At 35.0% G+C, this 24,800-nt stretch carries 25 protein-coding genes; 7 read left to right on the top strand and 18 right to left on the bottom strand.

Translation table 11 applies throughout. The features are described 5' to 3' along the window. Positions 1–128: 128 nt before the first annotated feature. The 4 genes from C7D53_RS05955 to C7D53_RS05940 form a co-directional block, all read right to left on the bottom strand. The gene (locus C7D53_RS05955) at positions 129–422 is read right to left on the bottom strand and encodes a hypothetical protein (RefSeq protein ID WP_106915436.1); all 294 of its coding nucleotides are present in this window, start codon (positions 420–422) and stop codon (positions 129–131) included. Positions 423–474: 52 nt separating this feature from the next. Continuing rightward, a complete protein-coding gene (locus C7D53_RS05950; protein WP_106915435.1) occupies positions 475–1,458 on the bottom strand; it encodes a 2-hydroxyacid dehydrogenase in 984 nt (327 codons plus the stop codon). Between the two features lie 264 nt (positions 1,459–1,722). After that, positions 1,723–2,373 (bottom strand): protein-L-isoaspartate(D-aspartate) O-methyltransferase, encoded by a 651-nt coding sequence (locus C7D53_RS05945; protein ID WP_106915582.1) that lies wholly within the window; start codon positions 2,371–2,373, stop codon positions 1,723–1,725. Between the two features lie 153 nt (positions 2,374–2,526). Next, entirely contained in the window at positions 2,527–3,174 is a 648-nt protein-coding gene (locus C7D53_RS05940) for a hypothetical protein (RefSeq protein ID WP_106915434.1), read from the bottom strand. Positions 3,175–3,308: 134 nt separating this feature from the next. Between C7D53_RS05940 and C7D53_RS05935 the strand changes: the two genes are divergently transcribed. From C7D53_RS05935 to C7D53_RS05915, 5 genes are all read left to right on the top strand, one after another. Then, positions 3,309–4,271 (top strand): Gfo/Idh/MocA family protein, encoded by a 963-nt coding sequence (locus C7D53_RS05935; RefSeq protein WP_106915433.1) that lies wholly within the window; start codon positions 3,309–3,311, stop codon positions 4,269–4,271. Positions 4,272–4,503: 232 nt separating this feature from the next. Continuing rightward, positions 4,504–4,707, top strand: coding sequence for a hypothetical protein (locus tag C7D53_RS21235; RefSeq protein WP_106915432.1), 204 nt, complete (start codon positions 4,504–4,506; stop codon positions 4,705–4,707). Positions 4,708–4,763: 56 nt separating this feature from the next. Then, entirely contained in the window at positions 4,764–5,174 is a 411-nt protein-coding gene (locus C7D53_RS05925) for a hypothetical protein (RefSeq protein ID WP_106915431.1), read from the top strand. A 9-nt stretch (positions 5,175–5,183) separates the two neighbouring features. Then, a complete protein-coding gene (locus C7D53_RS05920; RefSeq protein ID WP_185126682.1) occupies positions 5,184–6,074 on the top strand; it encodes a 3-hydroxybutyryl-CoA dehydrogenase in 891 nt (296 codons plus the stop codon). Between the two features lie 51 nt (positions 6,075–6,125). Then, the gene (locus tag C7D53_RS05915; RefSeq protein WP_002977986.1) at positions 6,126–6,365 is read left to right on the top strand and encodes a hypothetical protein; all 240 of its coding nucleotides are present in this window, start codon (positions 6,126–6,128) and stop codon (positions 6,363–6,365) included. A gap of 52 nt (positions 6,366–6,417) precedes the next feature. On the opposite strand, the gene C7D53_RS05910 is transcribed toward C7D53_RS05915, so the two are convergent. From C7D53_RS05910 to dnaN, 5 genes are all read right to left on the bottom strand, one after another. Then, positions 6,418–6,828 (bottom strand): META domain-containing protein, encoded by a 411-nt coding sequence (locus C7D53_RS05910; protein WP_106915429.1) that lies wholly within the window; start codon positions 6,826–6,828, stop codon positions 6,418–6,420. Positions 6,829–7,062: 234 nt separating this feature from the next. Next, entirely contained in the window at positions 7,063–9,465 is a 2,403-nt protein-coding gene (pheT, locus tag C7D53_RS05905) for a phenylalanine--tRNA ligase subunit beta (RefSeq protein WP_106915428.1), read from the bottom strand. Positions 9,466–9,702: 237 nt separating this feature from the next. Next, complete coding sequence (locus C7D53_RS05900; RefSeq protein ID WP_106915427.1) at positions 9,703–10,320, bottom strand: DUF417 family protein; 618 nt, start codon at positions 10,318–10,320, stop codon at positions 9,703–9,705. Positions 10,321–10,385: 65 nt separating this feature from the next. Further along, on the bottom strand, positions 10,386–11,216 hold the full coding sequence (locus tag C7D53_RS05895) for an AraC family transcriptional regulator (protein ID WP_106915426.1): 831 nt from the start codon (positions 11,214–11,216) through the stop codon (positions 10,386–10,388). A gap of 83 nt (positions 11,217–11,299) precedes the next feature. Continuing rightward, entirely contained in the window at positions 11,300–12,430 is a 1,131-nt protein-coding gene (gene dnaN / locus C7D53_RS05890; protein WP_076351230.1) for a DNA polymerase III subunit beta, read from the bottom strand. Positions 12,431–12,694: 264 nt separating this feature from the next. On the opposite strand from dnaN, the gene C7D53_RS05885 reads away from it, so the two are divergent. Both C7D53_RS05885 and C7D53_RS05880 read left to right on the top strand, forming a co-directional pair. Further along, positions 12,695–13,048, top strand: a complete 354-nt coding sequence (locus C7D53_RS05885; protein WP_106915425.1) for a diacylglycerol kinase family protein — start codon at positions 12,695–12,697, stop codon at positions 13,046–13,048. Between the two features lie 87 nt (positions 13,049–13,135). After that, the gene (locus C7D53_RS05880; RefSeq protein ID WP_106915424.1) at positions 13,136–13,594 is read left to right on the top strand and encodes a lipocalin family protein; all 459 of its coding nucleotides are present in this window, start codon (positions 13,136–13,138) and stop codon (positions 13,592–13,594) included. Between the two features lie 90 nt (positions 13,595–13,684). On the opposite strand, the gene C7D53_RS05875 is transcribed toward C7D53_RS05880, so the two are convergent. The 9 genes from C7D53_RS05875 to purB all read right to left on the bottom strand — a co-directional run bounded on the left by C7D53_RS05875 (position 13,685) and on the right by purB (position 24,568). Further along, complete coding sequence (locus C7D53_RS05875) at positions 13,685–14,143, bottom strand: GyrI-like domain-containing protein (protein ID WP_106915423.1); 459 nt, start codon at positions 14,141–14,143, stop codon at positions 13,685–13,687. A gap of 241 nt (positions 14,144–14,384) precedes the next feature. After that, positions 14,385–14,717: a gamma-glutamylcyclotransferase family protein gene (locus C7D53_RS05870; RefSeq protein ID WP_106915422.1), complete on the bottom strand. Its 333-nt coding sequence runs from the start codon at positions 14,715–14,717 to the stop codon at positions 14,385–14,387. Next, positions 14,717–15,346 (bottom strand): SGNH/GDSL hydrolase family protein, encoded by a 630-nt coding sequence (locus C7D53_RS05865; protein ID WP_106915421.1) that lies wholly within the window; start codon positions 15,344–15,346, stop codon positions 14,717–14,719. The genes C7D53_RS05870 and C7D53_RS05865 overlap by 1 nt, the downstream gene beginning before the upstream one ends. Before the next feature lie 184 nt (positions 15,347–15,530). After that, positions 15,531–15,947, bottom strand: a complete 417-nt coding sequence (locus tag C7D53_RS05860; protein WP_106915420.1) for a ribonuclease inhibitor — start codon at positions 15,945–15,947, stop codon at positions 15,531–15,533. A gap of 47 nt (positions 15,948–15,994) precedes the next feature. Next, a complete protein-coding gene (locus tag C7D53_RS05855) occupies positions 15,995–16,696 on the bottom strand; it encodes a DUF3667 domain-containing protein (protein ID WP_106915419.1) in 702 nt (233 codons plus the stop codon). Between the two features lie 105 nt (positions 16,697–16,801). Continuing rightward, entirely contained in the window at positions 16,802–20,497 is a 3,696-nt protein-coding gene (locus tag C7D53_RS05850) for a phosphoribosylformylglycinamidine synthase (RefSeq protein ID WP_106915418.1), read from the bottom strand. A 168-nt stretch (positions 20,498–20,665) separates the two neighbouring features. Further along, positions 20,666–22,093, bottom strand: a complete 1,428-nt coding sequence (locus C7D53_RS05845) for a serine hydrolase (protein WP_106915417.1) — start codon at positions 22,091–22,093, stop codon at positions 20,666–20,668. Positions 22,094–22,108: 15 nt separating this feature from the next. Further along, positions 22,109–23,092 carry a WG repeat-containing protein gene (locus C7D53_RS05840; RefSeq protein ID WP_106915416.1) on the bottom strand — a complete coding sequence of 328 codons (984 nt, stop codon included), beginning with the start codon at positions 23,090–23,092 and terminating at the stop codon, positions 22,109–22,111. A 48-nt stretch (positions 23,093–23,140) separates the two neighbouring features. Further along, the gene (gene purB / locus C7D53_RS05835) at positions 23,141–24,568 is read right to left on the bottom strand and encodes an adenylosuccinate lyase (RefSeq protein ID WP_106915415.1); all 1,428 of its coding nucleotides are present in this window, start codon (positions 24,566–24,568) and stop codon (positions 23,141–23,143) included. Positions 24,569–24,800: the final 232 nt, after the last annotated feature.

Raw genomic sequence — 24,800 nt, 5'->3', positions numbered from 1 at the left:
ATTTGAATAGATGCACCTTAATTTCCCTCCCCCGAAAGGAAAATTTTGTACTTACGAATAAGATCATTAATTAAAACAAAAAAACCTCACTGAAAATCAGCAAGGCATATATTGTAGTCGTTTAGAATCTAAGTTAAGACATCATCATTTTCTTCTTCGTGATCGTCTTGGTTATCGCTGAGGCTCCAATAATTATTTTCTTCATCTTCCTCACCTATCTCTTCCATTTTATCATCATCTTCTGCACCAGGAATATCCAGTCCTTTATCTATTTTATCGTCATCTGCATATTCATCAAAAATAGGGTTTCCATCGCCGTCAAGCGAAATATGTTTTTCTTTTTTAAATATATCTTCGTTGGGATCATAATCCATACGCTCCAACCTTTTGTTCTGTTCATTCATATTGTTTTCCGGTGCCATAATTTTTAGGTTTTAAGGTTTATATATTAAGAACAAAAATAATTCCAAGTTGCTATGAACGGTCAGAATAAACTTCCGGATTGGCACAATGGGGCATTTTTTCACCATTTAAAAAGGCTATCAAATTCTCTGCAGCTAGCCTGGCCATTCCGTTTCTGGCCTCAATGGTAGCAGAGCCAATGTGTGGAAGAACACATACGCTTGACAGCTCCAGAATTGGGTCATCTGCTGACATTGGTTCAGGATTGGTTACATCAAGCCCTGCTCCCCAGATCTTTTTTTCCACCAAAGCCTTATATAAATCCTGCTGGTGATGAAAACCTCCTCTTGCCGTATTGATAAAAATAGAATTGGGCTTCATCTTTTGAAATACTGAATAATTAAAAAGGTTGGCATGTTCAGGTATAAAATTAGCATGAATGCTCAATACATCAGAATTTTCAATTAATTCATCAAATGAAACATAAGTTGCTCCCAGTTCTTTTTCCGCTTGTACATTATGATTTCTGTTGTGATAAATAATCTTCATATCAAAGGCCTTTTGGGCTTTTTCAGCCATTTCAAAACCAATTCTGCCCAGTCCGAAAATCCCCAGTGTTTTCCCGTAGAGTTCTTGTCCTAAGGCGTGTAAAGGATCAAATGTATTCCAATTTCCATCCTTAACTTTCTGAAAGTTATAACTAGCTCTTCTGGCCACCGACTGCATCAGTAGGAAAGCAACATCTGAAGTAGCCCTGCTCAACACATCCGGTGTATTTCCAATGGGAATATTTCTTTGGGAAGCTTCTTTAATATCAACATGATCAAAACCTACAGAATATAATGCAATGGCTTTAATATTCGGACAAGTCTCAAAAAATGTTTTATCGTATTTAAAATCACCGCCTACATTTAAAATAACATCTGCATTTTGACAGTACTTCAACCATTCTTCACGAGACAGGTTCTCATTTTCAGGAACTATAATCTGTACTCCTTCTTCTTCCAACATTTTGATTCCAATTTCAGGAATCATTTTATTTATAAAGACTTTCATTGTTAATTGATTAATAGATTTAAATAAAAAACCTCACTCGCAAAAAGTAAGGTTATTCAACTTTAATATTAAAAAAATTATTTATTTTCATCCGAATGTTTTTCAGCAATTATTTTATTTTTTCCTGATGAGGAATTTCAAGATCGAGGGGTTTAATTCCATCAATTTTCATTCCGAAATGGGGTTAAAATATTTTAAATTTTGGATAAAGCTTGTAAGTTTGGATTTATGAAAAGCGAACTACAATCTGTTATATTGATAGAATTATTGATTGGTATTTCCCAACATAGGAACAAACTTGTAAGCTCCAAATTCTTCTTTTTCGAATTCTGTAGGGCCTATCTTTGTAAATCTGAATAAAACCTGTTCATCTGTAGGGCCTAATGGAATGACCATTTTTCCTCCTACTTTCAATTGTTTCAGAAGCTCTGTAGGCAAGGTTGAGGCTCCACAGGTTACAATAATTTTATCAAAGGGAGCAAATGTAGGAAGTCCGGCAAAACCGTCTCCAAAACTTTGAAATTTTGGGTATAAATGAAGTTCTCTAAGCTTATTTTTTGAGAAATCAAATAAATCTTTCTGTCTTTCCACAGTATATACATGGGCTTTCATTGCCAATAAAACTGCAGTTTGGTAACCACATCCCGTTCCTATTTCCAGTACTTTTTCTCCGGCTGTTATCTGTAATAACTCAGATTGTTCTGCAACCGTGGAGGGATGTGAGATGGTTTGATGCGCCAGAATTGGGAAAGCCCTGTCTTCATAGGCAAAGTCTTCAAAAATACTTTCGATGAAAAGGTGTCTCGGAACTTGATTCATTGCCGAAAGTACACTCTCATCTGAAATACCAATTCTGTATCTAAGATATTCTACTAAATTCTTTCTTTTTCCTTTATGTACAAACGAATCCTGCATCATTATTTAAATAATAGTTATTACGGTTACCGCTATTAGTGTTACAAAAGTAACAAAACAAACTGTACTAATCAACCTAGGCATAGTCCTTTTCTCCTATTATTTCCGCAAAAAAATAAAGCAATCAAAAAATGACTGCTTTATTTTTATTTTTTAATTCCACCTTATTGGATAAGGTCCATAAAAATCGCTGAAGGTATTATCAGCACATCTTTTTCTCACAAAAAAGTTATAATTCATTGTTTTACTTAACCCTACATAAATGGCTTTTTGACCTGTAAAAACCAAATCTCCACTTGCCGGAGGTGCTGAACTTGTTGTCAAAACCGTTTCATATGCAGAAACTCCATCATTTTCCCAGGATACTGTAGCATCAAAAAAAGAAGAATTCTCAGAAGAAGTTGTTTTTGAATATGTTGCATACCCCGGTTTTACACAAGTTGTTGTACTGCTGGCCAAAACGGTAACAGGCCCCGCCCAGTTGCTCCAGCCAATGTCTATTCCGCAGTTTTTTCTCACGTAAAGGTCATATTTATTATCTTTATATAGAGGGAGATTATAGGAATTCTTATTGGTGACAACGGTGATTCCCTTTCCTAAAGAAAAACCATGTTCCCCATACTGCACTTCATAATATCCCTCGCCCTGACTAATAATGCTCCAGGAAAGCTGGTTATTGCCTTTTTCAAATATCAAATTTGTTGGAGTTCCACATTTAGCCTGCGGGTCATACGGACTATCTCCTATACATCCTGCAGTACATAATCCACAGGAGATTACAATCGAAATTAGTCTTTTCATAGTTATTTTTGAGACCATGAATTTACTGTAATTTCTTTAATGCCTGAATATATTCCATCTTGAATATCTCCAAGTGAAAAGTCATGTATTTTATAAATGTACATTCACTATATTTACAAAAATTTAATACAGCTATGTTAAAAGCAGGTTTGGTAGGTGCCGGACACTTGGGAAAAATACATTTAAAACTTCTTAATCAATCAGATAGATATGAGTTTGTAGGTTTCCACGATAAAGATGTTGAAAACGGAAAAAAATTAGAAGCCGAATTCGGATATAAATATTTTGAAAATTTTGATGAATTGCTGGAGCAGATTGATATGCTGGATATTGTCACCCCGACAATTTACCATTATGATTATGCTTTAAAGGCAATTGAAAAAAAGCTTCATTTCTTTATTGAAAAACCGGTAACCCAAACTCTTGAACAGGCAGAGGAAATCCTGCACCTATGTCAGGAAAACGGTATTAAAGCACAGGTAGGACATGTTGAGAGGTACAATCCTGCTTTTATTGCCACTAAGGAATATATCAACAATCCAATGTTTATTGAAATTCACCGTTTGGCGGAGTTCAATCCTCGTGGAACTGATGTTTCTGTGGTATTGGACCTTATGATTCACGATTTAGATATTTTATTAAGCATCGCTAAATCTAAGGTAAAAAACATCCATGCAAGCGGAGTTTGTGTGGTAAGCAAGACACCGGATATTGCCAATGCAAGAATAGAGTTTGAAAACGGATGTGTTGCAAATCTTACCACTTCCAGAATTTCTATGAAAGCCATGAGGAAAAGCAGATTCTTCCAGAAAGATGCGTACGTGTCTGTTGATTTTTTGGAGAAAAAGGCAGAGGTTATCAAAATGAAGGATGCACCTGAAAATCCTACTCCATTTGATATGATTATTGAAAATGCTGATGGAGAGAAAAATCAAATTTTGTTTGAATATCCAAACATTCAGCCCAACAATGCGATTCTTGATGAACTGAATTCGTTTGCAGATGCTATTACAGATGATAAAAATGTGGAGGTCTCTCTTGAGGACGGAACTGAAGCATTAAAGATTGCTTTACAGATTATGAAATTGATTTCTTAATTAGTAGGTTAAAAAAGTATATAAAAGGCTGTCTTTCTGAGACAGCCTTTCTCTTTGCAATTGATTACAATAATGAAATTTTATCATTCTAAAAATGATATTTCCAACCGCTTGCAATCCCTTATGGCAAAAGGATATATTAATTTTAATTATTTGAAATAGAATCACAATAATTATCTTAAATTGCAATTCCATTTTTAATTTTAAACAGGAGGACTTTAACCTTAGCCCTATGAAAAAAACAGCATTTCTTTTTCTTTTAATTTCGGCATTTGCATCATCACAAAAACCTGAATTGGAACACAAAATAAGTGCTATTACAAAAGGTAAATATGCTATTGCCCTACTTGTAGATAATTCTAAAGAATCTGAGACTGTAAACTACAGGATCATTTCTGATATTTCCAAAGTGTTTTGGGACCATTTTAATAAGTAAAATAATAAGCTTAATTTTAGAGCGGAGAATTAGATCAATTCTTTGAATTCATCAGTATGAAAAAAGTAATATTAGCGGCGGGTTTATTTTGTTTTACATTCATCTTTTCGCAGAAGAATCAAAACTATTTAGAGATCAGCTATGGAAGTGTTTGCTGTGGCCCTCTTTCTGAAAAACCGGTTGTCAGTTTCTTAAAAGAATTTAAGAAAAAAAATCAAATAAGAAGTTTGGAAATCCTTATGCGTAAAGGGATGGGAAGAGAAGGAGAATTTAACCTGTATGTAGGTACGGATTTTCTTACAACCAATCAGAGAAGTCGCCTTGTAAGGGGAATTACGGCAGCTGTTTCCAATCAAAACAACAACAGAAAAAATGAAAACAATGGCACAGTAAATTTTGATCCGGCAGCCATTGTACGTCAACAGGATCTTATCAATGAGAAAAATTTAACTATCTATAAAAAATAAAGGAAAATGATCAAAAACATTGTAGTTATCGGAGCTGGAACCATGGGAAATGGTATTGCACACACTTTCGCACAAAGCGGTTTTAAGGTAAATCTTGTAGATGTATCTCAGGATGCCTTAGACAGAGGGTTGAAAACCATTACTACGAACCTTGACAGAATAATTGCAAAGGGAAACCTTACGGAAGACCAAAAAGCAGAAACACTAGGAAATATTACTACTTTCACAGCACTTAATGATGCAGTGGGAGCGGCTGATCTTATTGTGGAGGCTGCTACAGAGAATATGGATCTTAAATTAAAGATCTTCGGTCAAATGGATGAATTGGCTCCTGCCGGTTGTATCCTTGCAACAAATACATCTTCAATTTCCATTACTAAAATTGCTGCAGCTACGAAAAGGGCTGATAAAGTAATCGGAATGCACTTTATGAATCCTGTACCTATCATGAAGCTTGTAGAGATCATTAAAGGATACTCCACTTCTAAGGAGACTTTTGATGCCATCTATGAAATGAGCAAAACGTTAGGTAAGGTTCCTGTAGAAGTGAATGATTATCCTGGTTTTGTGGCTAACAGAATTCTTATGCCAATGATTAATGAGTCTATCGAGACACTTTACAACGGTGTGGCCGGAGTGGAAGAAATTGATACGGTAATGAAATTAGGAATGGCTCATCCAATGGGACCTCTTCAATTGGCAGACTTCATTGGCCTTGATGTATGCCTTGCCATCCTTAATGTGATGTATGATGGTTTCAAGAATCCTAAATATGCTCCAAACCCATTGCTTGTAAACATGGTAACTGCTGGAAAACTGGGTGTAAAATCAGGGGAAGGCTTTTACGATTATTCTGAAAGTAAAAAAGCTGAAAAAGTTTCAAAAATGTTTTTGAAATAATTTTAAGTCAATAATTTTATTTATCTTTGAGAAAGTTAAAACATTAAAAAAATGAAATTACCAAAGTTTTTATTGGCAGATAATTCGGAATTTCCAGAAGATCTATTCGTAGTCCACACAGAATATCCAAGATTTATCCTAAACGTTGAGGAAGAGGAAGTTGAGTGGTTAGATGATCTAGAAGGAGATGATGAAGAGACTATGGCAGACGAAGCTACGAAAGTAGTAGAAGCAGCATTCAAATGGTGTGATGAAGAGTTGGCTAAGTACGACGAAGAAGAGGAAGATTAATTAAATAACACTCTAAACATAAAAAAGGAACTCAAATTGAGTTCCTTTTGTTTTATTCTGATTTATTGAATTTCAATAATAAAAGATTGTCTTTATAAAGTTCCAGGGTATTTCCGGAAATCACATATTTGTTTGCTTTTCCCATCATATCCATAAAGTTCTGTTCTACTCCAATGTTGTTACACATCATTTTTGTAGATCCTATCTGGCCGGCAGAGAAGCTTCCTGAAGCAGGATCTATTTGGGCAGTTCCAAAATAGTTATTACAACCTGCATTTCCTGTTATCTTTTCTCCTTCAATATTCAATGTTGGAATTTTCCCTTTCACGTTGTCAGCCAAAGTCCATTTTGTATTGGCAAGAGCTGCCTGAGCTTTTCCTACTTTAGAGGCAGATGCACTGGTCATAGTTCCACATGAAGCTAATACCGCTGCTGTACATATACTTAAAAAAAGATTTTTCATTTTTTTCTTTTTGAATTAATCCAAATTTACGGATTTTATATTATTTAAACGGTTTCTATAGAATTTTATTGTTATTTAACAGTGGGTATTTCTCCTTTATTTTTCGGAAAAATACAAGTCTGGCTTCCTACATCGCATTTCTGTATTCTTACTTTCAGACCCAACCTAATAAAAGTATCACAAAAAAAACGGACTTAAAAAAGTCCGCTTTTATCTATTTTTTATCTCTTACAATTAAGATCTCAATTCTGCATTGAATTCTTTCTGGAAAGACTTAATCAGGGAATCCATTACTTCTGTGATTTCCTTTTCTTCCAATGTTTTTTCTTCGTTTAATAGCTCGAAGCTCATTGCATAGGATTTCTTGCCTTCAGGAAGATTTTTACCCTCATATACATCGAATAGGTTGATACTCTTAATGAAAGGAGATTTGTTTTTCTTCGCTGTCTGGTATAGTTCCTGGTAGTTTACATTCTTATCAATTAATAAGGCAAGGTCTCTTCTGATCTTGTTGAATTTAGGGATGTCCTTAAACTTCAATTCGTTTTTAGAACGTAATTCCTGAGCAAACTCAAGTTCAATTTCTGCATAGAAACAATCCTGATCAATATCGAAATCCTTTAAAAGTGCCGGAGCAACTTTTCCGATTCTTACCAATGCTTTTCCGTCTGCTTCATAAGTAAGGGCATCAGAGAATCTGTCATCAGATAAAGCTACTTCTTTGTAGTTGATCCCTAACCTTTCTAATAAAACTTTAACATAAGCTTTCAGATTGTAAAAGCTTACTGCTGATTTAGGCTGTAACCAGTTCTCTGCAACATCTCTTCCGGAAACAATAATCGCTAATTGTTTTCTTTCTTCGTATTTATCTTTTTTGTGATAGATCTTTCCGAATTCGAAGAACTTGATATCCTGATTCTTTCTGTTGATGTTATATACTGTATTCTGAAGAAGTCCTTCTAATAAGGATTTTCTCATGAATGCAAGATCACCACTTAGAGGGTTTAATAATTTCACAGCATCCGTTTCATCCTTTACTGAAGTCAATGAGTTATTCATTACTTCATTGAAACCAAGGCTTTGTAAAGTTCTTGCCCAGCTGTTTTCCAATTCATCCTGATCGTTGGCGCTTAGCTTAACAGGGGTAAATGAAATTTTTTGCGGGGCATCAATTTTATTGTAACCGTAAATTCTTAAAATCTCCTCAATCACATCAATTTCTCTTGTTACATCTGCTCTGTAAGCAGGAACAGAGATTTCAAAACCGTTGGGAATTTCATTTAAAACCTGAATTTCCAATGCCTTTAAAATTTCCTTTACTTTCTCTCTGTGAATTTTTGTTCCTAAAATCTGCTCAATTTTAGAGAATCTAAGGATCACATAGCTATCCTCAATTTTTTTAGGATATTCTTCCAACAATTCTCCAACTAGTTTCCCTTCTGCTATCTCCTGAATCATTTTAATAGCGTGAGTAATTGCTGTTCTTGTAATATTTGGATCTACACCTCTCTCAAATCTGAAAGATGCATCTGTATTTAAGCTGTGAAGTTTGGCTCCTTTTCTTACTGCAATTGGATTGAAGTAAGCACTTTCAAGGAATATTGTTTTTGTAGTTTCAGATACTCCTGAATTTTCTCCTCCGAAAACACCTGCAATACACATTGGATTATCTTTACCATCCTTGATCATGATTTCAGAACCGTTCAATGTTCTTTCCACACCATCCAGTGTAGTAAACTTTGTTCCGGGTTTTACAACTCCTACTTTCACTTTTTTATCTGCAATTTTATCTGCATCAAATGCGTGAAGCGGCTGTCCGTATCCGTGAAGAATATAGTTGGTAATATCTACTACGTTATTAATTGGGCTTAATCCGATTGCTTTTAGCCTGTCTTTTAACCAAGCCGGAGATTCTGCAACTTTTACATTCTCAATAACAGCTCCGATATATCTTGGACATAGCTCTGCGTCTTCAATTTCCAGTTTGAAATCATGAGTTCCCTCTCCGTTCAAAACTTCTGAAGCCACTTTGTTAAACTTCGACTTCAATTGGTTTGTAGAAAGATAAGCATTCAGATCTCTTGCAACACCATAGTGAGACATAGCATCTGTTCTGTTTGGCGTTAAACCAATTTCAAAAACCTCATCATTCGTCAATTCAAAATAGTCTGCAAAGTTCTTTCCTACTTCATATTTGGTTTCATCCAATACCATGATTCCGCCATGATCTTCGCTAAGGCCAAGTTCGTCTTCTGCACAGATCATTCCCTGAGAAACCTCACCTCTGATTTTTGCTTCCTTAATTTCAAAAAAGTTTCCAGTTTTGTCATAGATTTTTGTTCCAACAACTGCTACAGGAACAGTTTGTCCTGCATCTACATTAGGAGCTCCGCAAACGATATTCAATACCTTTCCGTTTCCTACATCTACTGTTGTTTTCTTCAGTTTATCAGCATTAGGATGTTTTTCGCAGGTCAAAACCCTACCTACAACAATACCTTCCAGACTACCTCTTACACTTTCAAATTTATCTATCCCTTCAACCTCAAGACCTATATCTGTAAGGAATTCACCGATTCTTTCAGTTTTCAATTCCGTTGTCACAAAGTCCTTCAGCCAGTTGTTTGATATTTTCATTTGTTTATCTATCTACTTTTTTAATTGGTCAGATGAAACCGAAAGGTTCGCCTGCTTTATTTTGAAACTTTTATTTGAAACATCACGCAGTTTTTACGTAATTTTTCGAGGTACAAATGTCGTGTTTTTTTGAGAAATACAGAAATTTAGAAACAACTTTAAGACAAATAATTTTGATTCATTTCTCTTCGGAAGATTAGATAAATCACTATTTTATTGGCTTCATCTTAAAAATTCTTAATTGGCAGATGGCTTAACCACTTTCTTTACACTATCGGAAAACAATACAAGTCCGGCCGACATCATGATAATATCCTTCAATACAAGACGTCCCGCTCCCGACAAATAGGGAAATCCAAACTGAGGAGTCGGATAATCTCCCCCAAGATTAGGGACATAGACTTCAGGAGTGGTAACTAGAAATGAAAGTGTAACCAATGACATTAAAAACGTTAAAGCTCCTCCTATGGCGCCTATTTTAGGAAACCAGATTCCCAATAGCATTAAAAATCCTATGATTAGAATCATTGTTCCGAGTCCGTATGAAAACACATACGTTCCATTTTCCGTATGCCAGTCAATGTTTTTCTTTACTACTTTTCCTTCCGGATTTTTGTATAGTGTATATTCTGAAACCAGCTTTTGGTCATCATTAAGGACCTTATTTCCTGCATTTTTATAAAAGAAACTCATCAGTGGGCTGTTGGCAACAAAGGGAACAATTCCATCTGCCTCATATTGAAAAGCTTTAAGCCCGCCAATCCAGGCCATAACGATGAATATTGAAATTCTCAGAAAGTTGAAGAAATAAGTATCCAGTCTTAATAAACGGTGATATAGTCTGCTGTTTTGCATATGATTTACTTTTTTTAACAAAGGTATTTACATACACAGCTCCTTAACATAGATATTTCAGGACATTACATGGACATTTTTGCCACTACTGAAATTCCTACTTTCTCTCTATATTTTTTGGGGGAGCAGCCTACAGATTTTTTAAAATACCTGCTGAAGTAAAACTCATCTCCGAATCCTAGTTCCGAGGCAATTTCCTTTATGGAACGATAGGTTAAATGAAGCAATTTTTTAGCCTCCAGAATGATTCTTTCATTAATAAGTTGGGAAGGTGTTTTGGAAAATTCTTTTTTAACGGCCTTACTTAAAGTATTGTTCGTAATACTAAGCTTGTCACTGTAAAATGAAAGTTCCTTTTCATCCTTGAAATGAATTTCCAGCAGTTTTTGAAATTCAACAGCATTTTTATTGGGTAACTTTTCATTGAAAGCAGAACTATGCTCGATACCGCTTTTTTGTTTGCTACACAAAGCAAGAATCAATTGAATATAGGTCTTGATAATGGATTGGGAAAATAAATGATCTTCAGATTCTTCTTTTTTAATATGCCTAAAAAGCTCCAGAATATAATCAAAGCTGTCCTTTGTAAGCTCTATCCCAGGATTCATGTAAATATTATTGAAAAGAAGTCCGTTGCAGGCTACTTCTTCTTTATGATATTCAATGCAGTAATAATCGCCATGAAAGAAAAGAACATTGATATTTTCATCAGATTCTGAGACTAATCTCAATTTTTGATAAGGTGAAAGAAATAGAATGTTATATCCATTATAAGAATAATTGATATCATCCACAGAAAAAACGCCCGACCCCTGCCACAAAACAACACTATAGTTTTCAGTGGTAAAATCTGAAAGAAAATCTGAGGGATGATAAGACTGTATTCTTGCTTCCATGATTTAAGATAAATTTTCTTATTGGGCATAAAAAATAAAAGCCGGAAATTTAATTCCAGCTTTTATCTATTTCTTATTTAATATTATAATCCAATTACAGGCATTGATAACATTAAGATATTTTCGTTTTCTTCAAGACCATCAAGAGGCTCAATAATCCCCGGTCTGTTGGGTTGAGACATTTTCATTGTAATATCGTCAGAACCTAAGATTGTTAACATTTCCGTTAAGAATTTGGAGCTGAATCCGATATTGATATCTTCTCCGTTGTAGTCACAAGGTATCTGCATGTCTGCCTTGTTTGCATATTCAGTATCTTCTGCATGTAAGTGAAGAATGTTTCCTGAAAGCTTAAATCTTACCTGATTGGTAGATTTGTTAGACATGATAGATGCTCTTTTGATTGCTCCCAGCAACAGGTTTCTGTTGATGGTCAATACATTTGGATTTTCCTTAGGAATTACCGCTGTATAGTTTGGATATTTTCCATCAATTAGTCTACAGATCCAGATATGCTTATCAAAAGTAAATTTAGCCATATTCTCATTGAAGTCGATTTTAACGTCTTCATTGGAACTTGCCAGAATATTTTTGAAAATATTCAATGGTTTTTTAGGCATGATAAACTCCATTGGCTCAGCATTCATAAGGTCTGTTCTTTTATAAACAACCAATCTGTGAGAATCTGTAGAAACAAAGTTGGTTTCATTTTCTCCAAACTGGAACAGAACTCCTGTCATTACCGGACGAAGAGAATCGTTACTTGTAGCAAATAATGTATTGGTTAAAGCTTCAGACAAAACACCTGCCGGCATTGTCACACTTTGTGATGCATCAAATTCTGGTAGCTCAGGGTAGTCATCAGCGTTGTCCAATGCTACTGCGAAGTTATCTTTTTCATCTAAAATCTCAAGCTGGCTTCCAGTTCCTTCCGCATTGTCCTTTACAACAAATGTTAAAGGCTGTTCCCCATATGTCTTGATAAAATCCTGAAAAATTTTAGCAGGAACGGCAAATTTACCTGAATCATCAGACTTCACCTCCAAAGAAGTTACAAGAGTCGTCTCGCCATCAGATGCTGTAATGGTAACATTATTTCCGTCTAATTCAAAAAGATAGTTTTCTAAAATCGGTCTCGATTGAGAGCTTGATATTACGCCACTTACAGTTTGCAACGCCTTCTGCAGTTCACCACTTGAAATAATAAATTTCATAGATTTATAAAATAAGTTTCTACAAATATAATAAATACATACAACAAAGAAAAAAATAATATGGAGGAGTTTTGAACAAACATCATCAATCTGTTTTAAGACCTGATATTATGTTCGCATTTCCAGGGGCTTCCACTTTTTTATCAAAAATATAGCTTTTGAAATCACTTCCATTGATTTTTCAATCCTGTATTCCAAATATAGCAGATTAAATTCAACAATCAAAGTACAAAACCTATCTTTGTTGAAAAAAGTAAAAGAGCCATGCAAAAACCGCCACTCCATAAAAGTTTTCTCAATGCTTTCCGCGGTGTTTTGATGATGATAAAAACGGAAAGGAATTTCCGGATTGAGTTTCTGGCTTTTCTTATCAATCTGTTTTTAATTTTTTATTTAAAACTATCCAACATTGATGCAGCTATTATTCTCATTGCCTCAGTTGCTGTTTTAAGTGCTGAAATTTTCAATACTGCCATTGAAAAGATCTGTGACATCGTTCAGCCTGATTTCGACAAAAGAATAGGCTTTATTAAGGATATTTCAGCAGGAGCTGTGATGTTATTGGCTGCTGTTTCTATAGTTATTGGCATCCTTGTTTACGGGAAATATATTTTTTAAGCGGTTCATCCCATCAAATTTTCATAAAATTCATATAAAGTTCCATTCATTTAATAATTTTTATTAAGTTCGCCAAAAATTCACTTTATGAAAAAGATAGTCGCTGGAATTTTAATATTGGGAACACTTTCATCATGCAGCCTTGGTGATGATACTCCAACAGGGAATAACAACAATAATATTTATGACACTAATATTGTTGGACTTTGGAAAATACAAACTGAATATCAGATTTCAGGATCCGATAAGTCAACGGTAATTCATGAAAACACTCCTGATGATTGCAAAAAAAAGGGAACCTATGAATTTCGGAATGATGGAAAGTATTATATGAATGACTATAATACAGTGGGGTCCGCTTGTCAGAAAACAGAATCCACTCTTTCCTATTTTTATGATTCTCCACAAATGAAACTTACTATTAACAATAACAGTGCTGAAGTTTTGGATCTTACCACCAGCAAACTTATCATTTTAACTCCTGCTAATTATGATTATAATGGGGACAATACCAATGACTATATAAAAACTGTTTTTTATAAATAACCCGTTCAATAAAAACGTTAAAGCCTCCTATCATTTTTCAATGGCAGGAGGCTTTTTTATGGTTGAATAGGTAATGAATATTATTATTTGTTATTGCACTGCAATTAAAATATCTACTTCTGCCTCTGCGGGGTTCATCGCTTTTTCTCCATATACTTCAAAGTCGGCTGTAAATGTTCTGCCCAAATCCATGTTCCAGATCTTGATCCACTCGTTAATAATCAGATTTTCTGATAAATTTCCTTTAGGTGTAAATTTTACATAGTCTCCACCATCAAAGGATTTACCCACCATTCCTTCCGGAATATGGTCCAGACTTGCTACTTTGCATCCAAGGATGGTGGTATAGGGTTTTGTGTGGTCCTTCTCATAATCTGTGTAGATGGAATAAACAGCATTGTCTAGCTTATTGGGAATATTCTCCACAATATTTTCTTTCATTAGCTTTTCCCATAATACAGGAATATCCTTTGCGGCCTGATTATTTTCATTGGTGGTTCTTACGGCAATTCCTATTACCTTAAAAGGCTCGACTCTTACGTTATTCATGTTTTAATTTTTCTTTTGTCTTTCACAAAGGTAGAAATGAGTTGTGACAACTGTTTGTCAGTAGGGTTTCTGATCGTATTCAAATAAGCAGGACGGAAATCTTTCGCAGATTTTAAGTTTTGGCTAAAGCCTATGGATTGGTGGTTTAAAAATAAAACGAGCTAAAGCCCGTTTCTATTGATATGATATTGTAATATTTATCGTTCTATACTTTGTCTCAATAAATTCTAAGAGATAGAGATTATACTCCTACATAGATAAACCCTTTTTTCCCGGATTTAAAAATGGTTTCGATTCTTTTGTAATCATCTACTTCGTATTCATCAGCCTGAAGAATTTCATTCTCTGTGACTTCAAAAAGCACTCCCTCTACTTGATCTTGTTCATTTCCTGAGAACTCCAGAACGGGATGATATTTCTGACCGCTTTTCCGTAATACTTCAGGATCTGTAATTTCAAGCATCCTTAGCTTATACCCAGATAGGGCGTCTTTTTTTCCTTGTAAAATTCGTCCAAAGGTTTCAAGTTGAACCTGCTCTTTCTGCAGGGTTCCGTAAGAAAATAAATGGGGCATTATAAATATTTTTCAATGATTGGAATTGCAATTTCAGCCATCGTTCCATACCCTTTTTCATTAGGATGTACTCCGTCTGCAGAAAGCAAAATTTCTTTATCGGCCAAGATTGCTGTATAAAAATCTATGTATATTAAAGAATGATCTTGGGCCACGTCCTTTAGAATTTGGTTGTAGGCAACTACTTCTTCGTTGGTTCTTACCTTTCCTGAACCTACTACTACTCCATCTATATTTTTTGAAACCGGAAGAATACTTACAAGATAAATATCCTTTGAGAACTCTTTTGCATGCTGAACGGCTTTTATCATATTGCTTTTAAATGTTTCCGGTTCTACCACCTGTACCCCTTCTTTTATAGCAAGATCATTGGCCCCATAACTTATAAAAACCAAATTTCCATCTGCTGAATTTCTAGCCTCCAGTTCAGTGGGCATTCTCTTTAATAATCCTTCTGTAGTTTCTCCACCAATTCCCAGATTAAATAAAATTAATTCATCACCATTTCCCTCGTGGAATTTTTGCAGGGCATATCTTTTTAAAATATCAACCCAGCCTCCGAAAACGCCGTCATATTCTCCATACGTTATACTGTCTCCAAAGAACAGTCCATATACAATTTTCTTCATTCAATTCGTTCTTTTATTTATTATTTAAACCAGCTCCATGGCTCAGGCTAAAAGCATTTAAAAATAGTATTCAAAGTAAAATAAAATCTTCTGAATACGCTCCATCTCTGTATGTTTTTTAACATCTTTTTTAGCAAAAACAGACAAATAAGAAGTTATAATTAAATTTCAGGCTTCTTATTTATCAATCTAAGGTGAGGCTAATATTAGAATGAGACTGAATAATTTCAATTAAGATATCAAACAACGTCTGTCCTTTTCCTTCCATCAAATCATTCAATTTTTGCTGAATCAGTTCTATATTAAACGGTTTTCCCTGTCTTATTTTATTCTCATAGAATTCTTGAGTAGTCTTAAACCCCAGATCTTCTTTTGATTTTTGAGATTCTTTCCAGACGATTTCAATTTCTTCATTGTTATCAAAAACACCGAAGCCACCGTAAAGGATATCGTCAAAGCCATCCAAGGTTCCTACTTTCCAGTCTGTATCTTTCATTAAGATATTGGAAATCTCTTCATAGAATCCTGCTAAAGACGAAAAATGACCACCATTGATGACGATCATTTTTCTTGTATTGTTATTTGAAGTATTTAAGTCCATTTGTAATTATTTGTGATGGTTCCTAACATTACTTTTTAAAATATATTTCACTTAAAAAGATGGATCAAATATGCCAGTAAAATCAAACTGTACTTGTAGGTAATAATCCCTAAAAACAGGCAAATTAAACTCTTGACATAATTGATAAGATTCTTTTCTCCAAAAAACTGGCCAATTGCTCCCACAAAATAAACTTGAAGTAATAGCACCCCTATCTGAGTTATCATTAACAGACCTGTTAGCTTTGAAAGCAACAGAAAAAATAAAAGTGCAATAAAAAATACTCCGAAAACATAGGATAGCAATACAAATATTTCAAATATATTATACCCTTTTTTGCAAAAGAATATCTTGGTCCAAATAGCCATAAAAAAACCAATAATCAGGGCAGAATATCCGAGGTGAGAATCTATCCATTTATTGATCACTTCAGTATCTAGATTATGTTCCCATTGCTGTGCTCCACCAAATCCTTTTATATTAAAAATGAGGACTTCAATATGAAATAAATGAATAATAAAAGTATAAAAAACTGCGGCAAAAACCAAAAACACAATTGGTTTTACATATTTTTCACGATTTTCTCTGAGATATTCTCTTACTGCTTTCCCCGGACGTAGCAAAACTTCTTTAAAGGTAAAAGGAAAGCCTTTGTCAAAGTGTAAAAGGTGTTGTATCTCGTGCGAAATGTAACTTGCATCTATTCTTTTGATTTCTTTCTTGGTCTCAGAAGAATTTTCTTGGTTCATTGGTTAAAGTTTTGTTTTTTTAATGTAATGATGCAAAAATATGAACTTATTGATTACATATTAAAAAAAACCTCACAGACATTGAAAATCTGTGAGGCTAATTTTTTATTTGAAGTATTCAACACCGTTTTTGAATATGTTGTGATAATTCGCGGTTGGTATATTCTTCATGAGACCCTCTGCAAAACGCTCCGGGTGGCCCATTCTTCCATAGATCTTTCCACATGGGCTTGTGATTCCTTCAATTCCGAATAATGAATTATTTGGATTGAATGGCATTCCGTGGGCAATGTTTCCATCAAGATCGATATATTGGGTTGCAATCTGCCCGTTTTCATACAACTTCTTGATTTCCTCTTCTGAAGCCATGAAACGTCCTTCACCGTGAGAAATAGGAATGGTGTATGTTTGGCCTTTCATTCCTTTTAACCAAGGGCTTTCGTCATTTACAACCTGTACTGTTACCATCTGAGAGATATGTCTCCTGATAGCATTGTGAGCCAAGGTTGGTGAGTTTTCATCCAGATCCTTGATTCTTCCGTAAGGCAGCAATCCTGATTTAACAAGCGCCTGGAACCCGTTACAAATTCCAACGATCATACCGTCTCTGTCTAGTAATTCATGAACTGCATTTCTCATTTTTTCGTTTTTCAGAACGTTTACAATGAATTTTGCAGAACCATCCGGTTCATCACCGGCTGAGAAACCACCTGAGAATGCTAAGATCTGAGATGTTCTGATCTCTTCTACCCAAGCATCAATACTTTCATCCAGTAACTGGTGATTGATATTGATTAAAGGTAAGCTGCTTACTACAGCACCTTCTTTCTGGAATGCATTCAGCGTGTCATACTCACAGTTTGTTCCTGGGAATACGGGAGCAAAAACTTTAGGCTGTGCAATTCCATGTTTTTTGATAATAATATTTCTTGGATGGATGGAGTTTGACTTTTCGTCAATTTCCACCGTGATTTTTTCTTTTTCTACTGTTGGGAAAAGGCTTTCGAATGTATTGGTGTTGGCAGATTCAAGATCCAGAATACTAGATTCAAGATTGTTAATTTTCAGAACCCCTGAATCTTTTACCTCTCCGATCAACTGAACAGCTGCTGAGCTTAATTCTTCTTTTGATTCAATGATTAAGCTACCGATATTTTTAGCTAATAAAACAGTTTCATCAGCATTAATCTCAGCACCCAATCTGTTTCCGAAGCTCATTTTAGCTGCTGCTACTGCAACTCCACCATCTTTCACTGTTTTTACAGAAACAATTTTTCCTGACTTGATGTTTTCAAAGATGAATTCATATACTTCTTTTAATGCATCATAGTTCGGAAGACCACTTTCCTGAGGAATATGGTTGAAGAAATATAACTTGTTCCCTGCCGTTTTAAATTCAGGTGAAATGATATTTTGTTTGTCTCCGTTAGCACATGCAAAAGAGATCAAAGTTGGAGGAACATTCAGGTCCTGATAGGTTCCACTCATTGAATCTTTACCTCCAATGGCAGCAAGACCAAGGTTGATCTGTGCGTCATAGGCTCCTAAAAGTGAAGCTAAAGGTTTACCCCATTTTTCAGGAGACTGCCCCAGCTTTTCGAAGTATTCCTGAAAGCTTAATCTGATATTTTTGTAATCACCACCCATGGCTACAATCTTCGCAACACTTTCTACCACAGCATAAGATGCTCCTAATAGTGAGTTTTGCTTTGATATCTCAGCATCAAATCCCCAGCTTGCCAAAGAAACGGTTTTAATATCTTTTGCTCCTAAGATCGGTAGTGTCTGCACACTTCCTTCCATTAGCGTCTGCTGGTATTTCCCGCCTAAAGGCATGGCAACAGTTGTTCCTCCTACTGAAGAATCAAACATTTCCAATAATCCTTTTTGGGAAGCTACATTTTTATCTTTTAAAATGGTGATGAAGTTTTCTGCAGTGAACGCTTTCGTTTCTGCTTTTACTTCTCCAAGGTGATTAATTTTTACTTCCTGAGATTTTGAACATCCGTTGGTATCCAAAAATTCTCTTGAAAGGTCTACAATTTTGTCTCCTTTCCAGAACATCTGCATTCTTCCTGAATCTGTTACTTTTGCTACTTCTACAGCAACAATATTTTCAGCTTCACAGAACTTGATGAACTTTTCTTTATCTTTTGGATCTACCACAACTGCCATTCTTTCCTGAGATTCGGAAATGGCAAGTTCTGTTCCGTTTAATCCTTCATATTTTAATGGCAATACATCAAGGTTTACTTCAAGAGAGTCTGCAATCTCACCGATTGCCACAGAAACTCCACCGGCACCAAAGTCATTTGATTTCTTGATTAATCTTGTTACTTCAGGATTTCTGAAAAGTCTTTGAATCTTACGCTCTTCTACGGCATTTCCTTTCTGAACTTCTGAACTCATGGTATGAATAGAGGTTTCGTCCTGTTCTTTTGAACTTCCGCTTGCTCCTCCAACACCGTCTCTACCTGTAGCACCACCTAAAATGATGATTGAATCTCCATTTTCAGGCTTTTCACGTCTTACCCAATCAATAGGAACCGCTCCGGTAACGAAGCCTACCTCCATTCTCTTGGCTTTGTAGCCTTCATCATAGATTTCGGAAACCATTGTAGTGGCTAATCCGATCTGGTTACCATAAGATGAGTATCCGTTGGCAGCTTGTTTTGTAATCGTTTTCTGAGGTAATTTCCCTGGTAAAGTTTTATCTACAGATTCTAAAACGTCAGCAGCACCTGTTAATCTCATCGCCTGAAACACAAAAGATCTTCCGGACAATGGATCTCTGATAGCTCCTCCCAAACATGTTGATGCTCCTCCGAAAGGCTCAATTTCTGTAGGGTGATTATGAGTTTCGTTTTTGAATAATAAATACCAAGGCTCTTTTTTACCATCGTATTCGGCTTCAATCTGGATGGTACATGCATTGATCTCATCAGAAATCACAAGGTTATCCAGATTTCCTGTTTTATGGAAATATTTACCGCATACAGTTGCCAGATCCATTAGGGAAATAGGTTTCAGCTCACGGCCCAAGAATTTTCTTTTTTCGATATAATCATTGAAGATAGTTTCCAATGTATGCTTGAAGTTTCCTTCAAACTGGATGTCTGACAATTCTGTTTCGAAAGTCGTGTGACGACAGTGATCACTCCAATAGGTATCTAATACTTTAAGTTCAGTTTCTGTAGGGTTTCTCTGCTCAGTTTTAAAATATTCCTGAATAAATTTCAGGTCATCTAATCCTAATGCAAAACCGTGATTGTTATAGAAACCTTCAAGCTCAGCATCATTAAAATTGATAAAATTTTCGTGAATCAAAACTTTAGAAGGTGTTTCGTCTGCAGGAATATCCAGAATGGAAAGATCTTTTTCCTGAGATTCTACTTTATTGATCAAAAGGTCCTTGATTTTAACAAGATCTGCTTCAGACACTCCTTCAAATTCGATCAGTTTACCACTTCTTACTTTTGATTTTTCATTTTCCGTCAGCAAAGCGATACACTGTTGTGCAGAGTCTGCTCTCTGATCATACTGACCAGGCAAAAATTCCATACTGAAATGGGTGTTTTTTGCAGGGTTTTCTGTGTGTAAAATATCAGTAACAGGGTCTACGAATGTGTTGTTTACCACTTTTTCAAATTCTCCGTCATTCAAATTGAAGATGTCATACACATTGTAGACCTTTACACTTTGAATAGCCGGAACAACCGCTTTTACTTCATCAAAAATTTTTGGACTTTCAACATCGAAAATTCCTCTTTTTTCTACGAAAATTCTTTTGTTATTAGACATTAGATGTCAGATTTTAATATTAGATTTATTTTTCTTTTTACTTTCTGAGTTCAGAGCATCCGTATCAGATTACGATCTGCATTGGTCGCTCATTTGGGTGTTATCATCCACCTTATAATATTGAGTACAAATTTACTCTTTTTACTTTCTTTTTCCTCAATCTTTTTTTTATAATACCAATGTCAGATTATTATCTTTTGTACCATCATTATTGGATGCATTTTTAGAAGCTCCAATCCATTCTTCTTTATTCAATACAAACTTAAAAGAATAGGGCTTTCCTTTTTCAAATTGAGAGACAGGAACCTCCAATTCATAGAGATTTTTATCCTTTTTGATCATCTGATATTCTTTATTTTCAGAATCCCAATTATTGAAACTTCCTGCTAAAGCTACGGTATTGATCAGGTTTCCGTTCAGGTTTTTCGGATGCGTGTAAGAAAAAACGATTTTATCTCCCTTTACGGAATATCCATACACCTGCTTTTTATCTGAAGTTGAAGTAAGATCGGCTACTAAACCGTCCGTCCCATTATAAAGTGCGGTAAATGTTTCAGGCCCATTGATGTTCACGATTATACAAATTCCAATATTCAGCTCAGGAAATACAGTAAACAAGCTATTTATCCCATAGGATCCACCATGTTTAAATCCTCTTTTACCATGTTCAGTAATCCAGTATTTATCCCAAAAATATCCATACCATCCTTCTTTACTATTGTTAATGTTTCTTTGGGACTCCTGTACTATTTTATCTTGTGGATTCAGTTCTTCTTTTAAAAACTTCACCATATCTCCCATTGTAGATTCGGTTTTGGAACCACCTGAACCCCATAAAAGGCTTTGTCCCACAGGCATCAGACGATAATTTTCATGATATCCATTAGCCTGAGCTTCATTTTTACCAAGTTCGAGTTTGGTATGGTTCATTCCAGCTTTTGAGAAAATATTTTCTTTTAAAAGTGTCTCATAGCTTTTCCCGTAAATATTTTCCAGCATGAGACCGGCCAACTCAAGGCTTAAATTACTGTATTTATAGTCTTTACCTGGTTCCATATCTAATGTAACGGTAGCCAGATCTTTTTTAAAGTCTTCTTTGGTATATCCTTTATTGAGTTTCTCGTAAAGAAATGCGGTTTCATCGTTCATATTTTTCCTTAAATCATCATCAATAGGAAGATTTCTTGGAAGCGCTGTTTCGTAAGAGAGTAAGTTTTTTATTTTTATGGGAACACCATTATATTCTAAATTAGGATAAGATCCTTTAAGGTATTTACGTACATCATCTTCAAGATTTATTTTCCCCTCCAGAACTGCCTGAGCCAATAACTGACCTGTAAAAAGCTTGGTAACGGAAGCTATGGAAAAATAAGTATTATCATCTGCTTTATTTCCTTTTCCTTTATCTATTTCACCAAAGTGCTTGGTGTAGATTTTTCCATCTTTGATGATTCCGACAGAAACAGAATATGCTTTGGACTCTTTTGCCACTTTCTGAGCAGCAGCATCTATGATTGAGTAGACTTTTTTATCACTTTGTGCATGGTTCTTTGCAAATGCCAAAGCAAAAATAAATATAAGTATGCTTTTTCTCATTAAGTTTAATTCGGGTTATTTTTTGAATTTATTAGGGTTATTAGAATGTTTTTTTTGGTATTCTTCTGCTTGTTTGATCTCCTCTTTCAGCCATTTTCCGAAAGGAATCATTTTATCTTCATAATTTATTGTAAAAACGCTTTTCCCATCTTCTGAAACAAAAAATTTCAGATCATCAAATGCTGCTAAGTTTGTTTTCTTATTATCATAGGTATTGATCTGATAGTACGGAAAATTTCCTTGTGGTCTTTCTACAATTTCAAAAAGAAGTTTTTTTTCATCTTCGGACATTTCATTATAAACGTTGACATAATGAACTGCTGAGATTATTTTATTGTATTTTTCAAAGAATTGAAGGATATTTTTTTCTTTTTCACTGTATTGAAATGAATATGGATAATATTTTCCATCGATATCAATATCTTTCTCTGAATGTTTTGTAAGTGGCTGAACAGTTTCTCCTTTAATATTCATCACTCCCCAAGTACCACCTACGATTGCAGGATGCTCATCATCTGTTTTCTCCCAGTCACAACCATCACAGAATACGGCATATCCATAATTAAAAGATGCTGAAAAGTCATGATTAGGCTGAATGATGGTTTTTCCATTTCTGTCTACAAATCCTGTTTTTCCATCTTTTACAAACCTCCTTAGTCCTTCTGAAAAATAGTCTGCTCCGTTATCATACAAATAAGGTTTATACAAAAAATTACCTTTTCTGTCATAAACGTATCCAAAGCTATTTTTTTCATATTTATCGTTTCTTTTCCCACCAGGAAAGAGAATGGTTTCATTGCCAATTCCCTCTTGCAGTAATTCTCCGTCTTTGATTCCGGTATAATCTTTAAATTCTGCAGGAATGATGATTTTTCCAGTCTGGTCTTTAACTCCTATTAAAGAATCTTTGGAAATAAAATACCTCAGTGCTTCTTTCTCTTTCTTCTGAGAGAAAAGCAGTACGGGAATCATTGCAATCAATAAAAGGGTTTTGTTCATGGCAGGTTAGAAATAAAAAATGCAGCCCAAAGAGACTGCATATCATTTTTATACTTTAAGATCAGCTTCCAATCCTATTAAGTCTTTATTCTGATCCAGAATCGGCTGTACTTCATTTTTGATGAACTCTTCCGTCTGAATCGGTGCAAAACCGATAAAGTTCTTCGGATCTAAAACTTCTTTTAATTTTGATTTATCTAATTTTAAAGAATCATCATTTAAAATTCTTTCGATAAGGTCATTTTCTTTTCCTTCCTCTTTTACTTTCTTGGAAGCTTCCATAGAATGAACTCTGATTACCTCGTGAATTTCCTGACGGTCACCACCAGCTTTCACTTCTTCCATGATAATATATTCTGTTGCCATGAAAGGAAGTTCTTCTTCAATGTGCTTGTTGATTCTATTAGGATACACTACAATTCCGTTCATAATGTTGTTCCAGATCAATAAGATGGCATCTACTGCCAGGAACGCCTGTGGAATGGTTAATCTCTTATTTGCAGAATCATCCAGTGTTCTTTCAAACCACTGTGTAGAAGCTACCATTGCAGAACTAGTCGTTAAAGACATTACATATTTTGCCAATGCTCCAATTCTTTCACTTCTCATTGGATTACGCTTGTATGCCATTGCAGATGAACCGATCTGGTTTTTCTCGAATGGTTCTTCAATTTCCTTAAGATTTTGAAGTAAACGTAAGTCGTTCGTGAATTTGTGAGCAGACTGAGCAATATTCCCTAATAAGGCAACAACCTTAGCATCAATTTTTCTGTCGTAGGTTTGTCCGGAAACTCCGAAAACTTTTTCGAAACCGAATCTTTTTGAAAGTTCTTTATCTAAGTGTTTTACTTTAGAATAGTCACCGTTGAAAAGCTCAAGGAAACTTGCAGCAGTTCCTGTAGTTCCTTTTACACCTCTGAAACGAAGGGTTTCAAGGAAGAAATCAAGCTCCTCGATGTCAAGAACCAAACTCTGTAACCAAAGTGTAGCTCTTTTCCCAACCGTTGTTAACTGAGCTGGCTGGAAGTGAGTGAATCCTAAAGTTGGAAGATCTTTATATTGAATGGCAAAATCTGCCAAGTTCTTCATTACGTTAACTAACTTTTTCTTTAGAATTAAAAGTCCGTCACGAATTTGAATTAAGTCTGTATTGTCTCCTACAAAAGCTGAAGTAGCTCCCAAGTGGATAATTCCCTTTGCTGATGGTGCCACATCTCCATAAGTGTGAACGTGAGCCATTACATCATGACGGAATTTTTTTTCGTATTCTGCTGCTTTATCAAAATCGATATTTTCAGCATTAGCCTTTAATTCAGCAATTTGCTCTTCTGTAATTTCAAGACCTAAGTCTTTTTCGATCTCTGCTAAAGCGATCCAAAGCTTTCTCCAGGTACGGAATTTGTTATTATGTGAGAAATTAAACAACATTTCTTCACTGGAATAGCGCTCTTCCAATGGATTTTTGTAGGAATTCATTCTTTCTTTTACTTTTTAGATGTACAAAAATACGATTTTTCGGTGAGAGATGAAAATTAGAATGCTGCTTTTGGATGGATTAAAATTAAATGATTATCTTTTATTTTTCTGGAGTTAGTTCTTTTCTTTAAGGAACACTGGTTTATGTAGTTTTAAACCATTATTATGTTAATCTGACTATCTTGCTGCGAAGTTACTGTTGGCAATATTTTTTTAGTTTCTTTCTACCAAA

It is taken from the genome of Chryseobacterium aurantiacum (genome assembly GCF_003020585.1).
GTDB lineage: Bacteria > Bacteroidota > Bacteroidia > Flavobacteriales > Weeksellaceae > Chryseobacterium > Chryseobacterium aurantiacum.
The sequence above is the reverse complement of the archived record's forward strand: the minus strand, read 5'-3'. Positions and strand labels throughout refer to the sequence as shown.